Origin of the sequence: Nonomuraea sp. NPDC049141, from assembly GCF_040648415.1 — a bacterium.
Lineage (GTDB): Bacteria > Actinomycetota > Actinomycetes > Streptosporangiales > Streptosporangiaceae > Nonomuraea.
The window spans coordinates 813,239-832,285 of the sequence record NZ_JBEZDR010000001.1; the positions used below are offsets into that span (position 1 = coordinate 813,239).

At 67.7% G+C, this 19,047-nt stretch carries 20 protein-coding genes and 1 pseudogene; 7 read left to right on the top strand and 14 right to left on the bottom strand.

Translation table 11 applies throughout. From position 1 onward, the window contains the following. Together AB0B91_RS03725 and AB0B91_RS03730 are read right to left on the bottom strand one after the other, a co-directional pair. A partial coding sequence (locus AB0B91_RS03725) for an IPT/TIG domain-containing protein (protein WP_358314820.1) occupies positions 1-2,316 on the bottom strand: 2,316 nt, incomplete at its 3' end. Between the two features lie 183 nt (positions 2,317-2,499). Then, entirely contained in the window at positions 2,500-3,006 is a 507-nt protein-coding gene (locus AB0B91_RS03730; RefSeq protein ID WP_358314823.1) for a DUF5946 family protein, read from the bottom strand. A gap of 625 nt (positions 3,007-3,631) precedes the next feature. Between AB0B91_RS03730 and AB0B91_RS03735 the strand changes: the two are divergent. The 4 genes and pseudogenes from AB0B91_RS03735 to AB0B91_RS03750 form a co-directional block, all read left to right on the top strand. Continuing rightward, a pseudogene (locus AB0B91_RS03735) lies at positions 3,632-3,829 on the top strand (helix-turn-helix transcriptional regulator); the annotation flags it as partial. A gap of 88 nt (positions 3,830-3,917) precedes the next feature. After that, positions 3,918-4,196, top strand: a complete 279-nt coding sequence (locus AB0B91_RS03740) for a Scr1 family TA system antitoxin-like transcriptional regulator (RefSeq protein ID WP_358314826.1) — start codon at positions 3,918-3,920, stop codon at positions 4,194-4,196. Continuing rightward, on the top strand, positions 4,187-4,393 hold the full coding sequence (locus tag AB0B91_RS03745) for a DUF397 domain-containing protein (protein ID WP_358314829.1): 207 nt from the start codon (positions 4,187-4,189) through the stop codon (positions 4,391-4,393). The genes AB0B91_RS03740 and AB0B91_RS03745 overlap by 10 nt, the downstream gene beginning before the upstream one ends. Before the next feature lie 86 nt (positions 4,394-4,479). Beyond that, complete coding sequence (locus AB0B91_RS03750) at positions 4,480-5,319, top strand: alpha/beta fold hydrolase (RefSeq protein ID WP_358314832.1); 840 nt, start codon at positions 4,480-4,482, stop codon at positions 5,317-5,319. Positions 5,320-5,532: 213 nt separating this feature from the next. On the opposite strand, the gene AB0B91_RS03755 is transcribed toward AB0B91_RS03750, so the two are convergent. From AB0B91_RS03755 to AB0B91_RS03780, 6 genes are all read right to left on the bottom strand, one after another. Then, complete coding sequence (locus tag AB0B91_RS03755; protein ID WP_358314835.1) at positions 5,533-6,093, bottom strand: AbfB domain-containing protein; 561 nt, start codon at positions 6,091-6,093, stop codon at positions 5,533-5,535. A 124-nt stretch (positions 6,094-6,217) separates the two neighbouring features. Then, positions 6,218-7,129 (bottom strand): polysaccharide deacetylase family protein, encoded by a 912-nt coding sequence (locus AB0B91_RS03760; protein WP_358314838.1) that lies wholly within the window; start codon positions 7,127-7,129, stop codon positions 6,218-6,220. Beyond that, positions 7,116-7,820: a fumarylacetoacetate hydrolase family protein gene (locus AB0B91_RS03765; RefSeq protein WP_358314840.1), complete on the bottom strand. Its 705-nt coding sequence runs from the start codon at positions 7,818-7,820 to the stop codon at positions 7,116-7,118. The genes AB0B91_RS03760 and AB0B91_RS03765 overlap by 14 nt, the downstream gene beginning before the upstream one ends. A gap of 3 nt (positions 7,821-7,823) precedes the next feature. Next, positions 7,824-9,068 (bottom strand): MFS transporter, encoded by a 1,245-nt coding sequence (locus AB0B91_RS03770; RefSeq protein WP_358314842.1) that lies wholly within the window; start codon positions 9,066-9,068, stop codon positions 7,824-7,826. Continuing rightward, positions 9,068-10,444 carry an amidohydrolase family protein gene (locus tag AB0B91_RS03775; protein ID WP_358314845.1) on the bottom strand — a complete coding sequence of 459 codons (1,377 nt, stop codon included), beginning with the start codon at positions 10,442-10,444 and terminating at the stop codon, positions 9,068-9,070. Before AB0B91_RS03775 ends, AB0B91_RS03770 begins: the two co-directional genes overlap by 1 nt. A gap of 3 nt (positions 10,445-10,447) precedes the next feature. Next, positions 10,448-11,221 (bottom strand): sulfite exporter TauE/SafE family protein, encoded by a 774-nt coding sequence (locus AB0B91_RS03780; protein ID WP_358314848.1) that lies wholly within the window; start codon positions 11,219-11,221, stop codon positions 10,448-10,450. 82 nt (positions 11,222-11,303) lie between these two features. On the opposite strand from AB0B91_RS03780, the gene AB0B91_RS03785 reads away from it, so the two are divergent. Together AB0B91_RS03785 and AB0B91_RS03790 are read left to right on the top strand one after the other, a co-directional pair. Then, the gene (locus AB0B91_RS03785) at positions 11,304-11,966 is read left to right on the top strand and encodes a GntR family transcriptional regulator (protein ID WP_358314851.1); all 663 of its coding nucleotides are present in this window, start codon (positions 11,304-11,306) and stop codon (positions 11,964-11,966) included. 39 nt (positions 11,967-12,005) lie between these two features. Continuing rightward, complete coding sequence (locus AB0B91_RS03790) at positions 12,006-12,434, top strand: MmcQ/YjbR family DNA-binding protein (RefSeq protein ID WP_358314854.1); 429 nt, start codon at positions 12,006-12,008, stop codon at positions 12,432-12,434. A gap of 6 nt (positions 12,435-12,440) precedes the next feature. Here the strand turns inward: AB0B91_RS03790 and AB0B91_RS03795 are convergent, their stop codons facing one another. From AB0B91_RS03795 to AB0B91_RS03820, 6 genes are read right to left on the bottom strand one after another with little or no spacing between them, the layout of a single operon-like run. After that, entirely contained in the window at positions 12,441-12,911 is a 471-nt protein-coding gene (locus tag AB0B91_RS03795; RefSeq protein ID WP_358314856.1) for an ATP-binding protein, read from the bottom strand. Then, complete coding sequence (gene nagA, locus AB0B91_RS03800; RefSeq protein ID WP_358314858.1) at positions 12,908-14,167, bottom strand: N-acetylglucosamine-6-phosphate deacetylase; 1,260 nt, start codon at positions 14,165-14,167, stop codon at positions 12,908-12,910. Before nagA ends, AB0B91_RS03795 begins: the two co-directional genes overlap by 4 nt. 9 nt (positions 14,168-14,176) lie before the next feature. Further along, complete coding sequence (locus AB0B91_RS03805) at positions 14,177-15,022, bottom strand: carbohydrate ABC transporter permease (protein WP_358314860.1); 846 nt, start codon at positions 15,020-15,022, stop codon at positions 14,177-14,179. Continuing rightward, positions 15,022-15,912, bottom strand: coding sequence for a sugar ABC transporter permease (locus AB0B91_RS03810; RefSeq protein WP_358314863.1), 891 nt, complete (start codon positions 15,910-15,912; stop codon positions 15,022-15,024). Before AB0B91_RS03810 ends, AB0B91_RS03805 begins: the two co-directional genes overlap by 1 nt. 1 nt (position 15,913) lies before the next feature. Continuing rightward, positions 15,914-17,173, bottom strand: a complete 1,260-nt coding sequence (locus AB0B91_RS03815) for an extracellular solute-binding protein (protein ID WP_358314866.1) — start codon at positions 17,171-17,173, stop codon at positions 15,914-15,916. Beyond that, complete coding sequence (locus tag AB0B91_RS03820) at positions 17,170-18,111, bottom strand: ROK family protein (RefSeq protein WP_358314869.1); 942 nt, start codon at positions 18,109-18,111, stop codon at positions 17,170-17,172. The genes AB0B91_RS03815 and AB0B91_RS03820 overlap by 4 nt, the downstream gene beginning before the upstream one ends. A 158-nt stretch (positions 18,112-18,269) precedes the next feature. Here AB0B91_RS03820 and AB0B91_RS03825 point away from each other — a divergent pair, with 158 nt between their 5' ends. Next, positions 18,270-19,043 carry a DeoR/GlpR family DNA-binding transcription regulator gene (locus tag AB0B91_RS03825; RefSeq protein WP_358314872.1) on the top strand — a complete coding sequence of 258 codons (774 nt, stop codon included), beginning with the start codon at positions 18,270-18,272 and terminating at the stop codon, positions 19,041-19,043. Positions 19,044-19,047: the final 4 nt, after the last annotated feature.

Below are 19,047 nucleotides of genomic sequence, written 5' to 3' on the forward strand. Positions count from 1 at the left end.
GTACTCGGCCGCCTGGTAGATGCACGTGTCCTTGGCCAGCTCGGTGCCATCCGGCTTGAGCAGCCGCACCTCCAGGCCACAGGCGGGCGTACCCGCCGGAATGGTCAGCTTGGCGAAGATCCGCTGCCCCGTCGCGCCGGTGAACGTCACTGCGGCGTCCTGGCCCGGCTTGTTGATCGCCACCGCGGCCGGGGCCGCGTCCGGCGAGGTCGCCACCACCACGTCAGCGGGCACGTTCAGCACCTGCAGCGTCGGAGTGCCCGTCCAGGCGTCCTTCGGGTTGATCGTGAACCGATAGGTGCCGTCGGTGGGCAGGGTGACCGTGTCGATGTACTCGGCCGCCTGGTAGATGCACGTGTCCTTGGCCAGCTCGGTGCCATCCGGCTTGAGCAGCCGCACCTCCAGGCCACAGGCGGGCGTACCCGCCGGGACGGCCAGCTTGGCGAAGATCCGCTGCCCCGCCGTACCGGTGAACGTCACCGCCCCGCCCTGGCCCGGCTTGTTGATCGCCACCGCGGCCGGGGCCGCGTCCGGCGAGGTCGCGACCACCACGTCAGCGGGCACGTTCAGCACCTGCAGCGTCGGAGTGCCCGTCCAGGCGTCCTTCGGGTTGACCTTGTAGGTGTAGGTGCCGTCCGCCGGCAGGGTGACCGTGTCCAAGTACTCGGCCGCCTGGTAGAGGCAGGTGCTCCGGAACATCTCGGTGCCGTCCGGCTTGAACAGCCGCACGTCCAGCGCACAACTGGGCGCGCCCGGCGGGACGGTCAGCTTGGTGAAGATCTGCTGCCCCGTCGTACCGGTGAAGGTCACCGTCCCGTTCTGGCCCGGCTTGACGATCGCCACGTCGGACGGGGCGGCGTCCGGCGAGGTCCGCACGGCCACGTCGGCGGGCACGCCGATCACCGCCGCCTTGTACGTGCCGGCGATCAGGCCCTTGGGATCGACGGCCACACGGTACGTACCGGCCACCGGCAGCGTGACCGTGTCGAGGAAGGAGTCGACGGCGTACACGCACGTGTCCTTCACCAACTCGGTGCCGTCGGGGGCGCGTACGCTGGCGGCCACGTCGCAGGCCTTCGTGCCGGTCGGCATGCCGAGCTTGGTGAAGACCCGCTGGCCGGCCGTTCCGGTGAAGGTGAAGGCGGCCTGCTGGCCGGGGAGGGTCGTGGTGAGGGACCCCTGCGCCCCGTCCAGGGCGAGCTGGGCCGTGGCGTCGGCGGTGGCGGAGGCCAGGACGTCCACCTTGCCGGTCTGGGCGTCCTGCGGGTCGAGCAGCACGGCGTAGGTCCCGGCCTTCGAGCCTTCCGGCAACTCCCATTCCCACGTGGTGCTCGTGCACACGCTCTCGCTGTGCAGCGAGGTCCCATCGGGGCCGTACACGGTGATGGGCAGGCAGCCGGAGAAGGTCTTTCCGGACATGTAGAGCATGGCGCGCTGGCCGGCCTCCACCTCGAACAGCGTCAACGCGATCTGCTCCGCCGCGCCGACCTGGACCGCGGTGAGGGTGTTCTGGGCCAGCCGCACCGCGCCACCCGTGCCGATGTTGGCGGCCAGGTAGGGCGCGGGCGGGACGACCACGTCACCGGCGGAGACCGCGCTGCCGCCGGGGTTGACCACCTTCACGTGCCCGAACGCGGGGCCCGGCGGCAGCTTGACCTTCAGGCCGCCCGTGGTGGCCTGCGTTACTTGGAGCTTCGCTCCGTTGAGCGAGGTGATGTTGCGGATCCTGTCCGCGTCGAACCCGCTGCCGGGCACGGTGACCTCGGCTCCCACGTCACCGACCGTGATGCCGGCCAGGGAGACCCCGGGCTTGGCCCGGGTTCCGGTGACCTTGAAGCCCTTCCAGGCGGCGGACTTACCGCCGATGGTCACGGTGACGTCGCCCGAGGCGGCGCCGCCGGGGACCGTCACGGTGATGGTGTGGTCGGTGACGGCGCTGGGGGCGGCGGTGGTGCCGCCGAAGGAGACCGTCACGGCGGACTTGTCCGTGCCGAACGCGGTGCCGTAGACCGTCACGGAGGTGCCCGGAGTGGCGTTGGGCGGGGAGATCTGGGCGACCGCCAGCGTACCGGCGGGCAGATCGCGGACCTCGGTGATGTTGCCCGCGGGATCATGGCTGATCTTCGAACCGTCCCCCGGCTGGGCGAACACACCGGTCACGCGACCGTTGGCGTCGTGCGCGTACGACACGTCGGCGGTCTGCGCGGGCGCCTGCTGCTTGGCAGCCGGTTCCTTCGCGGCCTGCACCTGCGTCGTGGCGGCGACCGGGACTGTGGTGGTTCGGGGTGGTGCGGGCGGCCCCAGAGAAGCGACCAAGGCAGCGACGACTAAACCCGCGATCACCCGCATGAGACACCCCGGTTCAAATTATGATCAACCCGGGCATACCATAATGATCATTACAAAGCGCCGTCAATGATCACAGACCAAGCTGTATGACACCCGAGCTCAGCCTCGCTCGGCATGGCACGGTTCGGGAAGCCGGAGGAGCGTCCACGCTCAGGCCCCCGGCTTCGACAGGGCCCGGATGTTCCACCCGCGGATCGTGGCGTGGTGCGGCGCCCAGGCCCTCCACACGTCGCGACCCCAGGCCCAGACCAGTCGCTCATGCTCGGCGACCTCACGGGCGGCGAGTACGTCGACAACGGTCATCAGGCCGTGCAGCGGCGGTGGCCGCAGCCAGTGGAAGTAGTCCGGACGGTCGGCCATCATCTGCTTGTGCAGAGCCGGGCCCTCGCGCGGGTCGGCGTCGTCCTCGACGAACAGGCACAGCGTCATCAAGCACAAGGCCAAACTCTGAACCTCCCGTCGGCTGTCGCCGCCGGGGTGCTGCGCGATGTAGGAGTCCACGACCAACTGGTGGACGTGGCGGTACTCGGCGACGCTGTACGAGCGCGCCAGCAACTCACCGTAGCGCCCCCAGCACTCGGCCGACGCCCCGCGCTCGTCAGGGAGCGGCCCACCGGTGGCCGGGGCCACCAGCCCGCACCCGGGACAGTTGGTCATCGGAAGACACTCCTGATCTTGACGTTTCCTACGTTAGGGCGTGACGTAACGTCAGGCTCAAGCATCATTCGGCCAGCCGGAACCAGACCAACCTGCCGGTTTCGTCATGGCAGGATCCCCCTTCCTCGGCGAGCGATTCCACCAGCCACAGGCCCCGGCCTCCGTCGTCGTCGAGCGTCGGGACGCGTACGACTCAGCAGGAGAAGCACGTCGTCGAGAAACGATGGCGGGCCACCGACGGACAGCACGGAACCCGCCCAGGCGCGGGCCTCGGGAACGGATATCTCCACCGCCGGGAATTCCTTGCGCCAGATGACATGTGGCGCGTTCGTGAATGCCACTCGGGGCGAGTCATGAAGAGGCCTTTTCACACGTTCACCTCCGCCGCGATGATGTCGGCGGCATTGGCGTGGTCGAATCTATCGTACTGTTCACGCGCCGTCATTTCTCTCCAGGCCATAGAAATTGATGGACTGCGCTCAGCATGACTTCTTGGCATCCAGTCCGCGGCCGGGTCACCAAGCCAAGACAACACGCATAATGACAACCACTGGTCAGGCGTGGTTTAAATGGTGTCGTCGGCCCAAGAGGCTTTCCGTTTTTCTCTGATTAGAGAGGAAATGTCATGAATGTTGTGCCGTCTCTCGATCCAGGGTCCCCTCGCGTGCGATTCGGCGCCGAGATGCGGCGGCTACGGGAGGCCGCGGAGCTGTCGCAGGCCGCCGTGGCGGCTCGGCTCGGGTGTACACAGACGCAGGTGAGCAGACTGGAGAAGGCGACCCGCACACCGTCGCGGTCCGACGCCGAGCGCCTGGACCTGCTCTTCGGTACGGCCGAGGGCGTTTCCTTCACTCGGCTCTATCAGAGCATAACCGCACAGTCCGGCAGCCCGATCTGGTTCCGGAACTGGGTTGAGGAGATCGAGCCTACTGGCCCAGCGACCTGCCGTCTTCGTCCAGGTCGTCGATCCGGAATGCGTTGCGGGCCTGGCAGGGGCCTTTATGATCGCCAAGCTCCCGAACAACCAGCCCGATGTCGTCAGTTCGGACTCGCCGACGCAGGCGCATATCACGACGGACCATGACATTGTCACCTCGATTTGGCAGCGCTATGAGGCGATACGGCTATGGGCTTATCCTGAGCGCGTATCCCTCAAGATGATCGAGGAAGCGAGACGCGCATGGACCTGAGCGCCGCCGTATGGCGGAAGTCATCGCGCTCTTCGGACAACGGCGGCCAGTGCGTCGAAGTCGCCATGAACCTTCCCGGAGTGGTCGCCGTCCGCGACAGCAAGGACCCGAACGGCCCCAAACTGCTCTTCTCCCCCACCGACTGGAAGACATTCGTCAACAGCCTCAAAGCCGGCGACTTCGACACTCCGCTCTGATACGGCAGCTGCAGATCTCGTGGCGTGACCCCATTTGACCTTGACACGGTGACAAGGCCTTCACTGTGGCCAAGGAGGTGGTCCCCATGACCATGATCTACAAGTCCGAGGCCGGTGGACGCGAGCTCCGCGACCACTACCGGCAACTGCTGGACGCCTGGCCGGTTCCCGCCGAGCACGTACGGGTGCCGACTCGCGAGGGCGAGACCTTCGTCCTCGCCTCCGGCCCGCAGGACGCGGCGCCACTGGTGTTGCTGCACGGCTCGGGCGCGAACACGTCGATGTGGCGAGGAGATATCGTCACCTGGTCTCAGCACTTCCGCACGTACGCCGTCGACCTCGTCGGCGAGCCGGGCCTGAGCGCGCCCTCGCGCCCCGCCCTGGGCTCCGACGCCGTATCCCTCTGGCTGGACGACGTACTGGACGGGCTCGGGATCACCAACGCCGCGTTCGTCGGCACGTCCCTCGGCGGCTGGACGGTCCTGGACTACGCCATCCGCCGTCCAGAACGAGTGACCCGCCTGGCCGTGATGTGCCCAGGCGGCGTGGGACGGCAGAAGGTCGGCTGGATCTTCAAGGCCCTGCTGACCCGCCCGTTCCGACGCGGCGGAGTGCGCGAGTCGGCGATGGCTGTCGCAGGACTGGACGGGGAGAAGGACCGGCAGGCGCTCGACGCCGTCGTCCTGACGTTCACGCACTTCAACCCGCGCAGGGAGAAGCTCCCGGTATTCCCCGACGACGCGTTGCGCGGCCTCACCATGCCCGTACTCGTCATCGTCGGTGGCCATGACGCCATGTTCGACTCCCACCAGACCGCGCGGCGCGTCCGTGAGTGCATCCCGCACTCGACCGTGATCCTGCTCCCCGACGTCGGTCACGCCATCTTCGGCCAGGCCGAGCCAATCGCCGAGTTCCTCCGGGCCTGAGGTAAAAGTTGACTCCTCACTCAGTACCGCTGATGACGAGGTGAGCGCGGGGAGGTGACCGTGGTTTTCCGAGGGTATCTGGCCACGCTGGCCCCGACCCGCAGCGGCTGACCACTAGATGACTTGCCGCGAACTGGTGAAACTCCCACCGGCGTGTGACGGCCACAGGCGGCCCGGTCTCCAGGAGACCGGGGCCGCCCGCACGCCAGGGCCTTACGGGACCCCGATCACCTGGAAGGTCGCGTCGTTGGCGAGGTTCCAGGAGGTCTGCTCAGAGATGTACAGGTGGTAGTCGGAATGGCGCAGCCATTGCGTGGGGAAGTTGAACGACCTGTAGGACACGCCGCCGGACACGCCCGACAGTCCGGGCTTGCGGTAGAACGAAGCGTCCCTGACAAAAAGGTCGTACGACGGATCAGTGGAGGCAGGCCGTGGGGCGAGCTTGATCCGGCCGTACTCGTGCCGCAGATACCAGCCGGGGAAATTGCGCGACTCGAACGAGATGAGGCCGCTCGTGTTACTGGTGCGATCGCTCGCCAGTCCCGGCACCTGCTCGAAGGCGAAGTCCCCATAGGGAGAGCCGGTAGGGCAGGGTGAGATCTCGCCGAGTAAGTAGGCATGCCGTATGCAGTACCCGGGGATGTTGAGCGGCTTGAAGATGTTGTAGTTCGCGGCGTTGGCGGCGGTGGGCACGAACAGGGTCACTCCGATGGCGCATGCCACGACCGCCAGGACGAACTTGCGCCATGAAATGTGGGGGAGAGAGAGCACCACGAAATCACCTTTTTTCTAGAATCGGCTGATTACTGGTGCCATCTTTGGGCGGCGGCGTCTCTCCGGGCATGAGTAGACCCCTGCTCAAGTGTTCGGCAGGCGGGGCCGATGACGACACCCAGCTCTAACTCACGACCAGGGACTCGTGCTCCGGGGATGACAGTGGTGCGGGCCGGGCCTGGCGGTACCAGTCGAGAATCTGCTCACCGGTCCAGAACTCGACGTCCTGGTGGGCACGGATGTGCTGCAGAACGTGCTCGAAGTACCTCAGGCGGTGCGGCGCTCCCATGATGTACGGGTGCACGACCAGCGCCATGACCCGGGCGGACTCCGCCGAGTCCTGGTACAGCTGGTCGAACTGGTCGACCGCCCGCTGGAAGTACTCACGAGCCGGGTGGTGCTGAATCAGCATCATCGCGACGTCGTTGCACTCCTGGGTGTAGGGAATGTTGACGATCGGCGACGTCCGGGTCGCCAGCTCGACCGGCTGGTCGTCCAGCACCCAGTCGCACACGTACTCGTATCCCTCTTCGACGAGGATGTCCGGGGTCTCCCAGGTCTCGGTCAGGCCGGGGCCCAGCCAGCCCCGCGGCCGGACACCGATCGCGGACTCGATCGCCCGGGTGGTGGCCCGGATGTCGGCCCGCTCGTCCTCGACCTTCTGCATGTTCTTCTGGGTGAACCCGTGGCCGATGAACTCCCATCCGCGTGCTCGCGCCGCCTGCGCGATCTGCGGGTAATCCGCGACGGCCTGGCCGTTGATCGCCAAGGAGGCTCGCACACCCTGGCGGTCCAGCGACCGGAGCATGCGCCAGAAGCCGACGCGGTTGCCGTACTCGTGCCAGGCCCAGTTCGGTACGTCAGGTGCCGGGATGCCGCCGGCCGGCGGAGTGAGGACGGTCCGGGGCATGGGATCGGTGTCGGACCAGGTTTCCACGTTGACGATGACCCAGACCACCATTCGCCCACCCTTGGGCAGGGCAAGCCTGGCGCGGCCCTCGATGGGGTCGTAGGTGAGCCGTTCACTGGGACGCATGGTCGTCTCCTTCACTGATGGTCACGGTCAGGGCGGGCAGGCCGGTGATCTCGACGCGAATCCGGTCGCCGGGGCGCACGGCGGCGACTCCGGCCGGCGTTCCGGTGTAGATCAGGTCACCGGGCATCAACCGATAGGAGCGAGACAGGTGGCTGATGATCTCCGGAACGTTCCAGATCATCAGCCCCAGGCTCGTGTGCTGCCGCTGCTGACCGTTGACGGTCAGCAGCAACTCCCCCGACAGGGTGGAAGCCGCCTGCTCGACGGGGAGGATGGTGCCGCACGGCGCCGAGTGGTCGAAGGACTTGCCGGCCTCCCAGGGCTGCGCCAGGTCGCGGCAGTCACGCTGCCGGTCGCGCCGGGTCAGGTCGATGCCGGCGGCGAGCCCGAAGACGAGCCCCCGCGCGTCCTGCGGGCTGACGTCGGACCCGGCGGCCCCGATGGCGACGACCAGTTCCCCTTCGAAGTGCAGGTCGCCGGTTTGCGGGGGGTAAGGGATGGCGGAGCCGTCGGGAACGACGGCGTCCGTCGGCTTCTGGAAGAAGAACGGGTTGTCGCGTTCGCTGCCCTCCCGCATCTCACGGATGTGGTCGAGATAGTTGCGGCCGACGCAGTAGACGCGGCGGACGGGGAAGGATTCCGGCCTTCCGGCAACGGGGAGAGCGGTCTGGGTGGGTTGCCACAGCATCATGTTTCAGTGATCCTCAGTCGTGGTCTTGCTGAACAGGTGCGGACGCAGAGCGAGAGCGAGTACGGCGCCGAGCACCGAGAAACCGACGATCTGCACCATGCCCGCCGTGGTCCAGCCGGTGGCCGAGACCAGGCGGCTGAACAGCAGCCCGGAGACCCCGGCGGCGACATAGATGCAGGTGACGAACAGCCCGGCCGCGCGGCTCACGTTCTCGCCACTGACGGACTTGACGAGGTAGCCGGCCGCGGCCACGTACATGCCACTGCTCGCGAAGAGCCCGAACAGGAACGAGAAGGTCGCCTGCCAGGCCGTCGAGCCGGAGCCGAGGAACAGCGCGCATCCGGACGCCGCGACCCCGAGGTTGAGGGCCGGCAGCACGACCCGCGGACTCCACCGGTCGACGAGATAGCCGCCGAGCGGTGAGGCGAACGCCGCCAGCCCGGACAGCCCGATGACGAAGCCGGCCCCGCCAGGGGTGAAGTGAAGCTGCTCACGGAGATAGCTGGCATACAGCCCGATGAACGCGAAATCGGCGAGCCCGAAGAGCGCGACGATGACGGCGAGCACGAGAGGGTTACGGGACAGGAGCGTGCCGGCGCCCCCGGCATGCAGGGGCGAGCCCGCCACCGAGTCGGCCTCGGTGAACCGCGGCGAGACCAGCACCGCGATGGCCAGCGCGAGTGCGATGCCGACGGCGCCGAACGCGAGCATCGGCGACCGCCAGGTGCCGTGGCTCTCGAGCAGGCTGCTGCCGAGTGACGGGCCGATGACCGACCCGGCGGCGAAGGCCACATTGACGCTGCCGATGGCGACGCCGCGGCGGGCCGGGAACGCGCTCGAAGCCACGGCGATGATCATCGCGAGTTGCAGCGCCTCGCCGACGCCGGACAGCACGCGCCACAGCAGCATGTCCGTGAACCCGATCGACGCGGTGGTCAGGACGGTCGCGAGCGAGAACAGCACGGTGCCGGCGACGATCGTCCGTTTGCGTCCGAGCACTCGCTGGACCCGTCCGGCGGGCAGGCCCGCCAAGCCCATGCCGATGGCGAACACGGTGGCCTGCAAACCGGCTGCTTCGAGGCTGAAGCCGTACTCGCCGCGCACGTCGACGAGCAGGATCGGGAAGACCATGCGGTCCATGGCGTTGACGGCGTAGGCGAGCAGCAGCAGGCCGAACATCGCGACCGCGGCTCTGGGGGCCAGGGTCTGCCTTGCCGAGGAGAGGATGGGGTGGGGGGTGGCGCTCATCATGGATTCCCTTGATCTGCGGGCTTTGGTGGGGTGTCGTGGGCGGGCCAGTCGCCGGCCGCCGCGGCTCTGCGCAGCAGGGCGTCGCGGCGGGTCGCGGCCATGAGGACGGGGTTCTCCGCGTCGTCGGCGGGTTCGAGCCGTCCGTGTCGCCTGAGAATCCGGCCGTCGGCGATGACGGTGTCGATGTTGTCGATCTGGCCCGTGTAGACCAGCGCCTCGACCGGATCGCCGGAAGGGACCAGGTTGATGTCGGTCGAGCGCAGGATCACGATGTCCGCGCGCTTGCCGGGGGTGAGCGAACCCACGCGGTCGTCCAGTCCGAGATCCTTGGCGCCGTCGATCGTCGCGAGCTGGAGCAACCTGCGCGGTGTGACCGTACTGGAGCCGGTACGGGCTGCTTCGACCGAAACGATCGTACGCAGGTGCCCGAGGATGTCCGCGCTGGTCGGCATGGCGAGCGTGTCCAGGGAGAGCGAGACCTGCACGCCGGCTTCGAGGAGCTCCGTGAGCAACGGGAACCCCATGGTCCTCATCTCGGTCATCGGGCTCAGCGACACCCGGGTCCGGGTACGGGCCAGCGCCTGGATGTCCTGCCCGCTGGCATGAACGGCGTGGACGATCTGCACGTCCGCCCCCAGCAGCCCGAGCTCTTCGAGGCGGACCAGGCCGCAGCTGCGGCAGCCTTCCTCCCGCAGGCACCGGTCGCAGTGCATGGTGATCGGCAGGCCGAGCGACCGTGCCGTCGCCCACTCGCGCTCGTACACCTCCGGCGGTGTCCGGTAGGGACCGCGCAGGGCTACGCCGAAGTCCAGCCGCCCGTCGAGACGGTCGCCTGGCCAGCGAGCCCGCAGTGCCGCCAGATCGTCCAGGTCGTTCGTCGTGGCGGACGCGGCCGAGTCAGGGGGTCCGTAGGAGAATCGCCCGCGCAGGCCGGAGTCCAGGTGCGCCCGTACGTTGGCATCGGCGTCCTGAGGCCCGCGGACGTTGTGGTCGAAGTTGTGCACCGTGGTGATGCCGCCGCTGATCGCCTCGGCCAGCCCGAAACGGGCGGCCCAGTAGAAGTCGTCCAGCTCGAAGTGCGGCGCGAGCGCGCGTTTGACCGTGAAGTAGTCCGTTCCCGGCCGGTCACCGACCGTGCCGCGCAGGAGCGAGTTCCACAGGTGCCAGTGTGTGTCCACGAAGCCGGGAAGGGTCACTGTGCCGGCCGCGTCGATGATCTGCACGTCGTCGGCCTCGCGGCCAGCGTCGTGCGGGCTGACGTCGATGATCTGACCGTCGCGGACGAGGAGGTCGGCGCAGGGAATGTCCCCGATGGCCGGGTCCATCGAAATCACGTGCGTGCCCACGATGAGCAGGTCGTGTCGTTGGCGCATTGGTTACCTTACGAAGAGTGCGATGGACAAAACGAGACCGAAGCCGACGATGAGCCAGCGAAGGTAGCGGGGCGGTACGCGCCGCGCGAGAACCACTCCGCTTCGGCCACCGGCGAGACCGGCGAGCGACATGACGGCCACCGGACCCCATTCCACCGGCCCGAACATGGTGAAACACACCGCGGAGACCACCCCGACCAGCAGTGACAGGGCGCCCTTGAGGGCGTTGAGCCGGTGCAGGTCCCCGGCCACGAAGGTGCCGAGGACGGCGAGCATCATCACGCCGAGCCCCGCGGCGAAGTAGCCGCCGTACATCGAGACCGCGAACTGACCGATCAGCAGCCCGCGTCCCGCGCCGCCGGCCTTCGCCTGGTCGAGACGCCGAGCCAGCACGCCTTGCAACGCCAGGGCGAAGACCGACACGAGGACCAGGACCGGGACGACGGATCTGAACTGCTCCGCCGGCGAGATGAGCAGGACCACCGACCCGCAGGCCGCGCCCGCGACGCTCACCAGGGTAAGCTGCCGGACCCTCGAACCGACCGCGGGCAGCTCGTCGCGGTAGCCGAGCAGTCCGCCCACGTAGCCGGGCAGGGCGGCCAGCGAGCTGGTGACGTTGGCCGCCACGGGCGGGTAGCCCAAGGCCAGCAGCGCGGGAAACGAGATCAACGAGCCGCCGCCGGCGACCCCGTTCACGGCACCGGCCAGGAAGCCCGCCGCGGCGAGGATGGTCAATCGCAGGGGCTCCAGCACGGCTCTCCTCAACCTCACGTCCATGTTTCGGATACTAAGTATCCACTGCATGCAATGCATGTCAAGGATACGTTCGATGGGATTGCATGCAGTGTATGCTGAGCGAATGGCGATCTCTTCGGACTCCCAGCCCGGCAGCGCCCACGCGGTGTACGTGGCACTGCGCCACCGGTTCTCAGCCGGCGATTACGCGCCCGGCCAGCGGCTGACCGAGACCGCTTTGGCCGCGGACCTGGGAGTCAGCCGGACACCGGTGCGCGAGGCCATCGGACGGTTGCTGGCCGAAGGGCTGGTCATCCCGGCCGCCCGAGGGGTTGCCGTCGCGGCGCTGAGTTCGGCGGAGGCGGAACAGTTGTTCGTGCTACGCGCCGATCTCGAGGCGCTGGCCGCGGAGCTGGCGGCCAAGCGGCAGGCAGAGGGTCAGCTCGCCCCCGCCGAGGTCAACGCGCTGGACCAAGCCGTGGACCAGGTCGAAGCCGCCGTGAAGGAGCGGGACGCCCGCGCTTCCGCGCACGCGAACCTGGCCCTGCACCGCGCCATCGGAGCAGCGGCCGGCAACGATTTCCTGGAAGATGCCCTGCACCGTGTGTGGGACCGCATCGCGGTCACGACCGTGGCGAATCTGGACGACCCACACTGGGCCGGTGCGATCACCGAGCAGCACCGTGCCATCGTCGCCGGGATCCGCGCCGGAGACCCGGAAACCGCCCGCCGCGCGGCCAAGACCCACATCGAGGCGGCCGGTCGCGCGTACCGTCCGGCCACGTGAGATCTGCTCGCAGGCGATGAACGGTTCTACGCTGGAGCCGTGTCTGACGATGACGGAACCCGGCCCGCCCGCGTCGAGGACGTGCACGAGCTGGCCCTGGCCATGCCGCACGTCACCGTCGAGTACGGGACCGGCGGCAACCCGGTCTACCAAGTGGGCCGGAAGTCGTTCATCTTCTTCCGCACCCCACGGCCGGACGCGGTGGACCCGGACACCGGGGAGCGCTATGCGGATGTGATCGTCTTCTGGGTCGAGTCCGAGGCGGACAAGCAGGCGCTGGTTCAGGACGAGGCGTCGCCGTTCTTCACCACCGCGCACTTCAACGGGCACTCGTCGGTGCTCCTGCGGGCCGCTCTGATCGGTGAGCTCACCCGGAACGAGCTGGCCGAGGTGGTCCAGGACGCGTGGCTGTCCCGCGCGTCAGCGCGCAGAGCGGCGGTCTGGCTCCGCGCGCATCCCCCGGCCTGATCACACTCACAGGACTCCCCCCGACAACTCGAACCACACAGCCTTGCCGGCAGCGGTCGGTGTGGTGCCCCAGCAGCAGGCGAACTGGTCGATCAGATTCAGCCACTGGCCTTGTTCATCACTCTGGCCGGTATGGCAGGTGCGAGGGAGGGACGGATCAGCGTCCTCGACCTCGCAGCGCAGCGTGCCGTCCATCGACCACAAGGTGAGCCGGATCGGTCCCGTCCCATGCTGGAACGCCTTGGTGATCAGTGCGCTGACGAGCAGTTCAGCGCTCTTGCTGTGACGGTGGAAATGCCAGTCGGTCAGCTGTACGCGGGTCAATCGTCGCGCCCTGCGAACACAGGAGCGGCCGGTCGGCAGCGGCCATGTGGCCATATCGAAGTCGGGCACAGGGAGCGGCTTCTCGACGTGGCCGACGAGTGCCTTGAGCCTGGCCCAGGCCGATGTGGCGGCGGTGAGGTTCCGCAGGTTCATGCCGCACCCCCTGGAGGCTGGGACGTGCTGGGTGGTTGATGGTGACACATGGTCTCGTTTCCTTGGAAACTCGTCGGAGTATTCGGTCTTCCTCCCGCCAGGGCACCGGGGATGGCGAACGCTGGTTCTCCGCCGACCCACGTTGCCTTGGTCTCGAGACTGTCGTTCAGCCACACCAGATCGGCATGCGCGCCGACCTCGATGCGTCCGAGGTCGGGGCGGGCGAGCAGATCGGCTGGGCGTGATGTCGTGGCCGCCACCGCGTCCAGCAGCGGCAGGCCCAGTTGAACCGCGTTCGCCAGCGCATGGTCCAAACGCAGCGTCGATCCGGCGAACGCCCCGTTGGCCAGCGTCGGCGGGCGGCCCTTCTCGGCGTGGATGGATCGACTGCCGAGCCGGTATCGGCCCGGTGCGATGCCCGCCGCCGCCACGGCGTCGGTGACGAGAACCAGACGCTCCCCCGCCATTCCGAAGGCCATTGCCGCGGCTTGGGAGCTGATGTGATGGCCGTCGAGGACCAAGCTGACAGATACGCGAGCGTCTACCAGGGCCTGGCCGATGACCCCGGGGTCGCGGTGATGGAATGGCCGTTGCGCGTTGTACAGATGCGTGACCATTCGTGCGCCCGCGTCGACGGCGGCGCGTGTCTCCGCTGCGTTGGCATCCGTGTGCCCGATGGAGACCAGGACGCCGGCCGAGGCGAGGGTTTCGATCGCCGCGAGCGCATGTAGCCGTTCCGGAGCAAGTGTGATCACTGCGAGGGTCCCGGGAGGCGCGGCGTCGAGGAGGGCGCGGATGTGTCCGGGTTCGGGGTCGCGGAAGAAGCCGGCGTCGTGAGCGCCTGGATGCGCCGGTGAGAGGAACGGTCCTTCGAGGTGCGCGCCGAGCAGGCGTGCTTGTGTGGTGTACGTCGGCGCGTTCATCGCCTTGCCGCACCGGCGGAGGGCCTCTGCCAAGGTCGGTACGGGCGCGGTCACGAACGCGGCCGCGAAAGCCGTCACCCCCGTCTCGGGTAGCCGGCGTGCGATCCGCTGCCAGCCGGCACCGTCGGCGTGCGAGAGATCCGTGCCGTGGTAGCCGTTGACCTGGAGATCGATCAGGCCTGGGATCAGGATCCCGTCGTTCAGCACGAAGTCCGCGCCCGCGGGCTCACTGGACTCCCGTACCTCGGTGAAACGGCCGTCCTCGATCGTCAGGGACACCGATGCCTGTTCGCGGCCTTCGGCGATCGCATGTCTGGCGAAAATCGTCCGCATGGGTTCCCCTTACTTGACCGCGCCCGCGGTCAGACCGCCGACAAGGTGTTTCTCGATCGCGGTGAACAGGATGACGACCGGCACGATCGCGATGATGGAGGCGGCGAAGAGCTGGTCCCAATGCTGCTCGTAGCCGGTCACGTACGAGCTGATCCCCACGGTGAGCGGCTTCTTGTCGTCGTCCTGCATGAGGGTCAGGGCCACCACGTACTCGTTCCACGCCGCGATGAAGGTGAAGGTGATCGCGGTGACCGCGCCTGGCTTGACCAGGGGCAGCATGATGCGCAGGAGCGTCGCGACGCGCCCGCAGCCGTCAAGCTCCGCCGCCTCCTCCATCTCGAGCGGGATCGAGGCGAAGAACCCGTGCAGGATCCAGATCGCGAACGCGAGGTTGAAGGCCGCGTTGGTCACGATGATCGCGAGATAGGTGTTGACGAGGTCGAGTTCGAAGAACTCGCGGTAGAGGCCGACGACGAGTGACGTGGGCGAGAACATCTGCGTGACGAGCACCAGGAACAGGAACGCCGGTCGGCCGGGGAAGCGATGACGGGCGGTGAAGTAGGCGGCCGGAACCGACACGAGCAGCACCACGATCGTGGAGGCGGCGGCGACGATGAGCGATGTCTTCAGCCAGTTCTGGAAACGGGCGTCGCCGGCGATCTCGCGGTAGGCGTCGAACGTCCAGTTCCTCGGAAAGAACGTCGCCGGCGACTGCAGCACCTCCGAACTCGGCCGTAGTGAGTCCAGCGCCATGACGACATATGGCGCCAGAAAGGACGCCGCGACGGCGAGTCCGGCGGCGGCGAGGACGTAGTGCCGGATCCGCTTCCTGCCGATCGGTGTCAGTCGGGTCATCAGGTGCCGGCCTCCTGCCACTTGACGGCGCGTAGGTAGGCGACGACGGCGACGAGGATCAGCAGCACGTTGAAGATGCCGCCGGCAGCGGCCTGGCCGACGTCGTGCTCGGCGCTCTTGAACGCGAGCTTGTACATGAAGGTGATGGTCGTGTCGTGGGTGAAGCCGGGGTTGCGCTCGTTGAGCGTCCAGATGATCGGGAAGGAGTTGAAGAGATAGATGATGTTGAGGACGACGGTGACGACGAGCGCGGGGCGCAGGAGTGGCAGGGTGACGGCGCGGTAGGTCGTCCACGCACCCGCACCGTCGATCCTGGCCGCCTCGAACACGTCGCCGGGAATGCCGTTGAGTCCGGCGAGCAGGACGTACGTGCTGAACGGGACCGAGGCGAACACGCCGACGGCGATCATCGAGGGCATCGTCCATCGATCGTCGCCGAGGAAGTCGATCGGCCGGCTCGTGAGGTGCAGGTCCATCAGCAGCCGGTTGAGGATGCCGTGGTAGTAGTCGTAGATCAGGGTGAACAGGCGTCCTGTGATCACCAGGGAGGCGGCCCATGGCACGATGACCGACCAGCGAACGACACGTCGGCCCGGGAACTCCTTGGCGAGGAACTGGGCGAGTGCCAGGCTGATGGCGACCGTCAGCGCGGTGACGCCGAAAACCCAGATCGCGGTGTTGGCCAGGACGGAGCCCAGAGCCGGCTGCTTGAGAACGCGGAGGTAGTTGTCGATGCCCGCGTCGCCCAGGCGCAGCCCGGTAATGGAGTAATGCGACAGCGACGCTCGTACCAGTTCGTAGACGGGATAGAGCACGACGCCGCCGATCAACAGCAGCCCCGCCCCGAGCCAGGGGAACGCGGCGAGCGCCGGAACGTGGCGGCGGCTCACCTCAGCCACCCGTCTCGGCGGTCTTCTGGAGCTCGCCCAGCACGGCGGCGGGGTTCCCGTCTGGCGCTACCGCGGCTCCGATCTGCTGTTGCACGGCAAGCTTGACCTTGTCCCACGTCGGATCGTCGGTGGGGGTCAGATGGATGTTGGGCAACGTGTCCAGATAGACCTTCAGGGCGGGGTCAGACGCGAAGATCTTCAGCCCGGATTCGGTCACGGGAAGGAAGCCTTCGGCCTTGATCCACGTGTTCACCTGGTCGGGCTGGTAGTACAACTCGTAGAACTTCTTGACCGCGTCCTGATTGCCGTTCTTCTTGAAGGCCATGAGGTAGTCGGTGACGCCGTAGGTCTGCGGAACGCCGCCGTCCCTCGTGGGCATGGGTGCGACCCCGTAGTCGACCTTTTCCTCCTTGTCCAAGCCGGTGGACAGCTGGGACAAGCCGACCACCATGCCGGCCTTGCCCGAGGAGAAGAGCGCGAACGCGCCGTCGGTCCGGTTGGTCTTGCCGGGGTTGTTCTGGGTGACCTTGTACTTCGTCGACAGGTCCTTGAGGAACTGCAGTGTCTCGATGTTCTTGCTGGAGTTGATCGACCATGTGCCGTCGCTCTTCCAGGCGCCGCCGTTGTTGAAGGCCCAGATGGAGAACTCCGCCTGCGCCTCTTCGGGGCCGAGCGGTTCGGCGTACCCGACCGTGCCGTCGCCGAGCGCCGCGATCTTCTGCGCGTCCGACACGAACTCGTCCCAGGTCTTCGGGGGTGCGGAGATTCCGGCGCGCCGGAACAGGCCCTTGTTGTAGAACATCGCCCTGGCCGACGACAGATCAGGGAAGCCGTACATCTTGCCGTTGTAGGTGCCGCTCTGGACGAAGGCGTCGATGAGGTCGGCCTTGGTCGCGGCCGGCAGCACCTCCTCGGAGTGGTAGAGCAGCCCGTCCTTGGCGTAGCTGGCGTAGGCGTTGAGGTTGAGGATGTCCGGCGGGTTGCCATTTTGGATCATGGTGCTGGTCTGCTGGTCGATGCTGTTCCAACTGACGATCTGCAGGTTGAGCTTGACGCCTGTCCGCGCCTCGTACTTCTTGGCGAACGCGTCCCAGAACGTCTTCGTGTGGTCCTTGCTGTACTCGGCGATGACGACCCTCAGCTCTTTCACGCCGTCACCGCCGCCGGACGCGGCATTGGTGGCTCCCCTGCCGCCGCACCCGGCGAGCAGCAATCCGGCCGCACCTGTGGCGAGCAGTGCGACGATGCTCTTCTTCTTCATCGGTTCCTCCTGGTCATATCGAGGCTGTGGACGGTGAGTGCGGCGGCGCCGACGATGCCGGCATCGTCGCCAAGCGCCGCGGGCATGATGTCCACCGCCGGTGAGACGGGCAGCGCGCTGTTGTGAAAGGCGTCGCGAAGGGGCGTCCAGTAGCGGGCACCGATCTGGGAGACGCCGCCGCCGACCACGACCCGCCGCGGGTCGAACGCCCCGGCCAGACCAGCGAGAGTCCTGCCCAGAACCTCGGCCCCCTGGGTGAGCGCGGTGACCGCGGCAGCGTCACCGCGACGTGCGCGCTCGGCCACCTCCCTCAGGTCGCGGGGCGTGCCGTCACCTGCCAGGCGGGCGTACGCGGCGGCGATCGCCGGTCCCGAGGCGGCGCTCTCGAGGTGTCCGGCGCGTCCGCAGCTGCAGACGCGGTGGCCGGCCTCGAAGATCGGGAAATGGCCGAGTTCGCCGGCGCGGTGGTGCGCGCCGGTCAGGAGCCGGTCCTGGAGTACGAGCGCGCCGCCCACACTCGTCCCGACGGTGACGTACATGACATCGGATACGCCGCGTCCGGCTCCATAGAGGTGTTCTCCCAGGGCAAAAGCGTTCGCGTCATTCCCGACGACCACGCGCGAGCCCATCGCCTTCGCGAGGTCGCCGGCAAGATCGGTGCCCTGCCAGCCGGGCAAGGTGTCGGTGGCGGCGGTGACGGTGCCGCTATGGGGATCGACGACACCGGGACTGCCGACGCCGACGGACAGCCATCGGTCGGCCGCACCGTTGCCGAGCTCACGGCACATGTCCGCGATCAGGCTGATGACGGCCGGTGGTCCGTGCACGCAGGGTGTGGGCAAGGACATCCGGCGATGGACCCGGCCTTCCTCGTCCACCAGCCCGGCGGCGACCTTGCTGCCGCCGACGTCGACGCCTATCACCCATGCGCCAGCCATTGCTTCCCCTCCTGACGGTCCGCCACGGGGTAGCCCATCGGCTTCCGTCTCGGCGTGACCGAAATGCACACTTACGTGCAACTGAGAATGACTCAGGCATGAATCGTGCGTCAAGAAGTATGATGCGTGCAGTTTCCCGTGCACGCTAGGAGGATCACATGCGATCTGCGGAACGCCGCCGCGCCCTGCTGGAGCAGGTGCGGCTGGAGGGGTACGTGGGAACCGGTGGGCTTGCGCACCAGTTCGAGGTCGACGGCTCGACGATCCGGCGCGACCTGGCCCATCTCGAGCGAGCCGGGCTCATCAAGCGCACCCGTGGCGGAGTGCTGCCGGCCGAGCCCGCCGCCGCCGTCGACGTCCCCTACGACGTGCGTCGGACCGCGAACCAGGCGGAGAAGGTCGCCATCGCCAACGCCGCGGCCGACCTGATCGAGAACGGCCAGTCGGTGATCCTGGACAGCGGATCGACGACATACCAACTCGCCCTCGCGCTGCGCCGCCAGAAGAAGGAGGTCCTCGTCGTCACCAACGATCTGATGATCGCCGTGTGCCTGGCCGGCGATCCGACCGTGCGCGTGCATGTCACGGGCGGATCCCCCATCGAGACCGCGTACACGCTGGTCGGCCCGTCCACGGTCGCGGAGCTCGAACGGCTGCACGCCGACTGGGCGTTCCTCGGCGCGGAGGCGGTGCACCATCAGGCCGGCATCACGAACATCAACATGGTCGAACTCCCCGTCAAGCAGGCCATGCTCCACGCCGCCCAGCAGGTCGCCGTCATCGCCGCCAGCCCCAGCTTCGGCAAGCGCGCCCTGATGACCGTCTGCGGCCTCGACGCGATCTCGCTGCTCATCACCGACGACGGGATCGCCGACGATGAGCGCGCGCTCTACGGATCTCAGCTGCGCACGGTCTCCCTCACCGACGGCTGACCTT

Excerpts from the sequence above, each read along its gene's own strand:
- AB0B91_RS03795 (WP_358314856.1), bottom strand. The coding sequence starts at position 12,911 with ATGAACCTGCGGAACCTCACCGCCGCCACATCGGCCTGGGCCAGGCTC.
- AB0B91_RS03730 (WP_358314823.1), bottom strand. The coding sequence starts at position 3,006 with ATGACCAACTGTCCCGGGTGCGGGCTGGTGGCCCCGGCCACCGGTGGG.
- AB0B91_RS03770 (WP_358314842.1), bottom strand. The coding sequence starts at position 9,068 with ATGAGCGCCACCCCCCACCCCATCCTCTCCTCGGCAAGGCAGACCCTG.
- AB0B91_RS03745 (WP_358314829.1), top strand. The coding sequence starts at position 4,187 with ATGGACCTGAGCGCCGCCGTATGGCGGAAGTCATCGCGCTCTTCGGAC.
- AB0B91_RS03815 (WP_358314866.1), bottom strand. The coding sequence starts at position 17,173 with ATGAAGAAGAAGAGCATCGTCGCACTGCTCGCCACAGGTGCGGCCGGA.
- AB0B91_RS03805 (WP_358314860.1), bottom strand. The coding sequence starts at position 15,022 with ATGACCCGACTGACACCGATCGGCAGGAAGCGGATCCGGCACTACGTC.
- AB0B91_RS03820 (WP_358314869.1), bottom strand. The coding sequence starts at position 18,111 with ATGGCTGGCGCATGGGTGATAGGCGTCGACGTCGGCGGCAGCAAGGTC.
- AB0B91_RS03750 (WP_358314832.1), top strand. The coding sequence starts at position 4,480 with ATGACCATGATCTACAAGTCCGAGGCCGGTGGACGCGAGCTCCGCGAC.
- AB0B91_RS03775 (WP_358314845.1), bottom strand. The coding sequence starts at position 10,444 with ATGCGCCAACGACACGACCTGCTCATCGTGGGCACGCACGTGATTTCG.
- AB0B91_RS03765 (WP_358314840.1), bottom strand. The coding sequence starts at position 7,820 with ATGATGCTGTGGCAACCCACCCAGACCGCTCTCCCCGTTGCCGGAAGG.
- AB0B91_RS03825 (WP_358314872.1), top strand. The coding sequence starts at position 18,270 with ATGCGATCTGCGGAACGCCGCCGCGCCCTGCTGGAGCAGGTGCGGCTG.
- AB0B91_RS03780 (WP_358314848.1), bottom strand. The coding sequence starts at position 11,221 with ATGGACGTGAGGTTGAGGAGAGCCGTGCTGGAGCCCCTGCGATTGACC.
- AB0B91_RS03785 (WP_358314851.1), top strand. The coding sequence starts at position 11,304 with ATGGCGATCTCTTCGGACTCCCAGCCCGGCAGCGCCCACGCGGTGTAC.
- nagA (WP_358314858.1), bottom strand. The coding sequence starts at position 14,167 with ATGCGGACGATTTTCGCCAGACATGCGATCGCCGAAGGCCGCGAACAG.
- AB0B91_RS03760 (WP_358314838.1), bottom strand. The coding sequence starts at position 7,129 with ATGCGTCCCAGTGAACGGCTCACCTACGACCCCATCGAGGGCCGCGCC.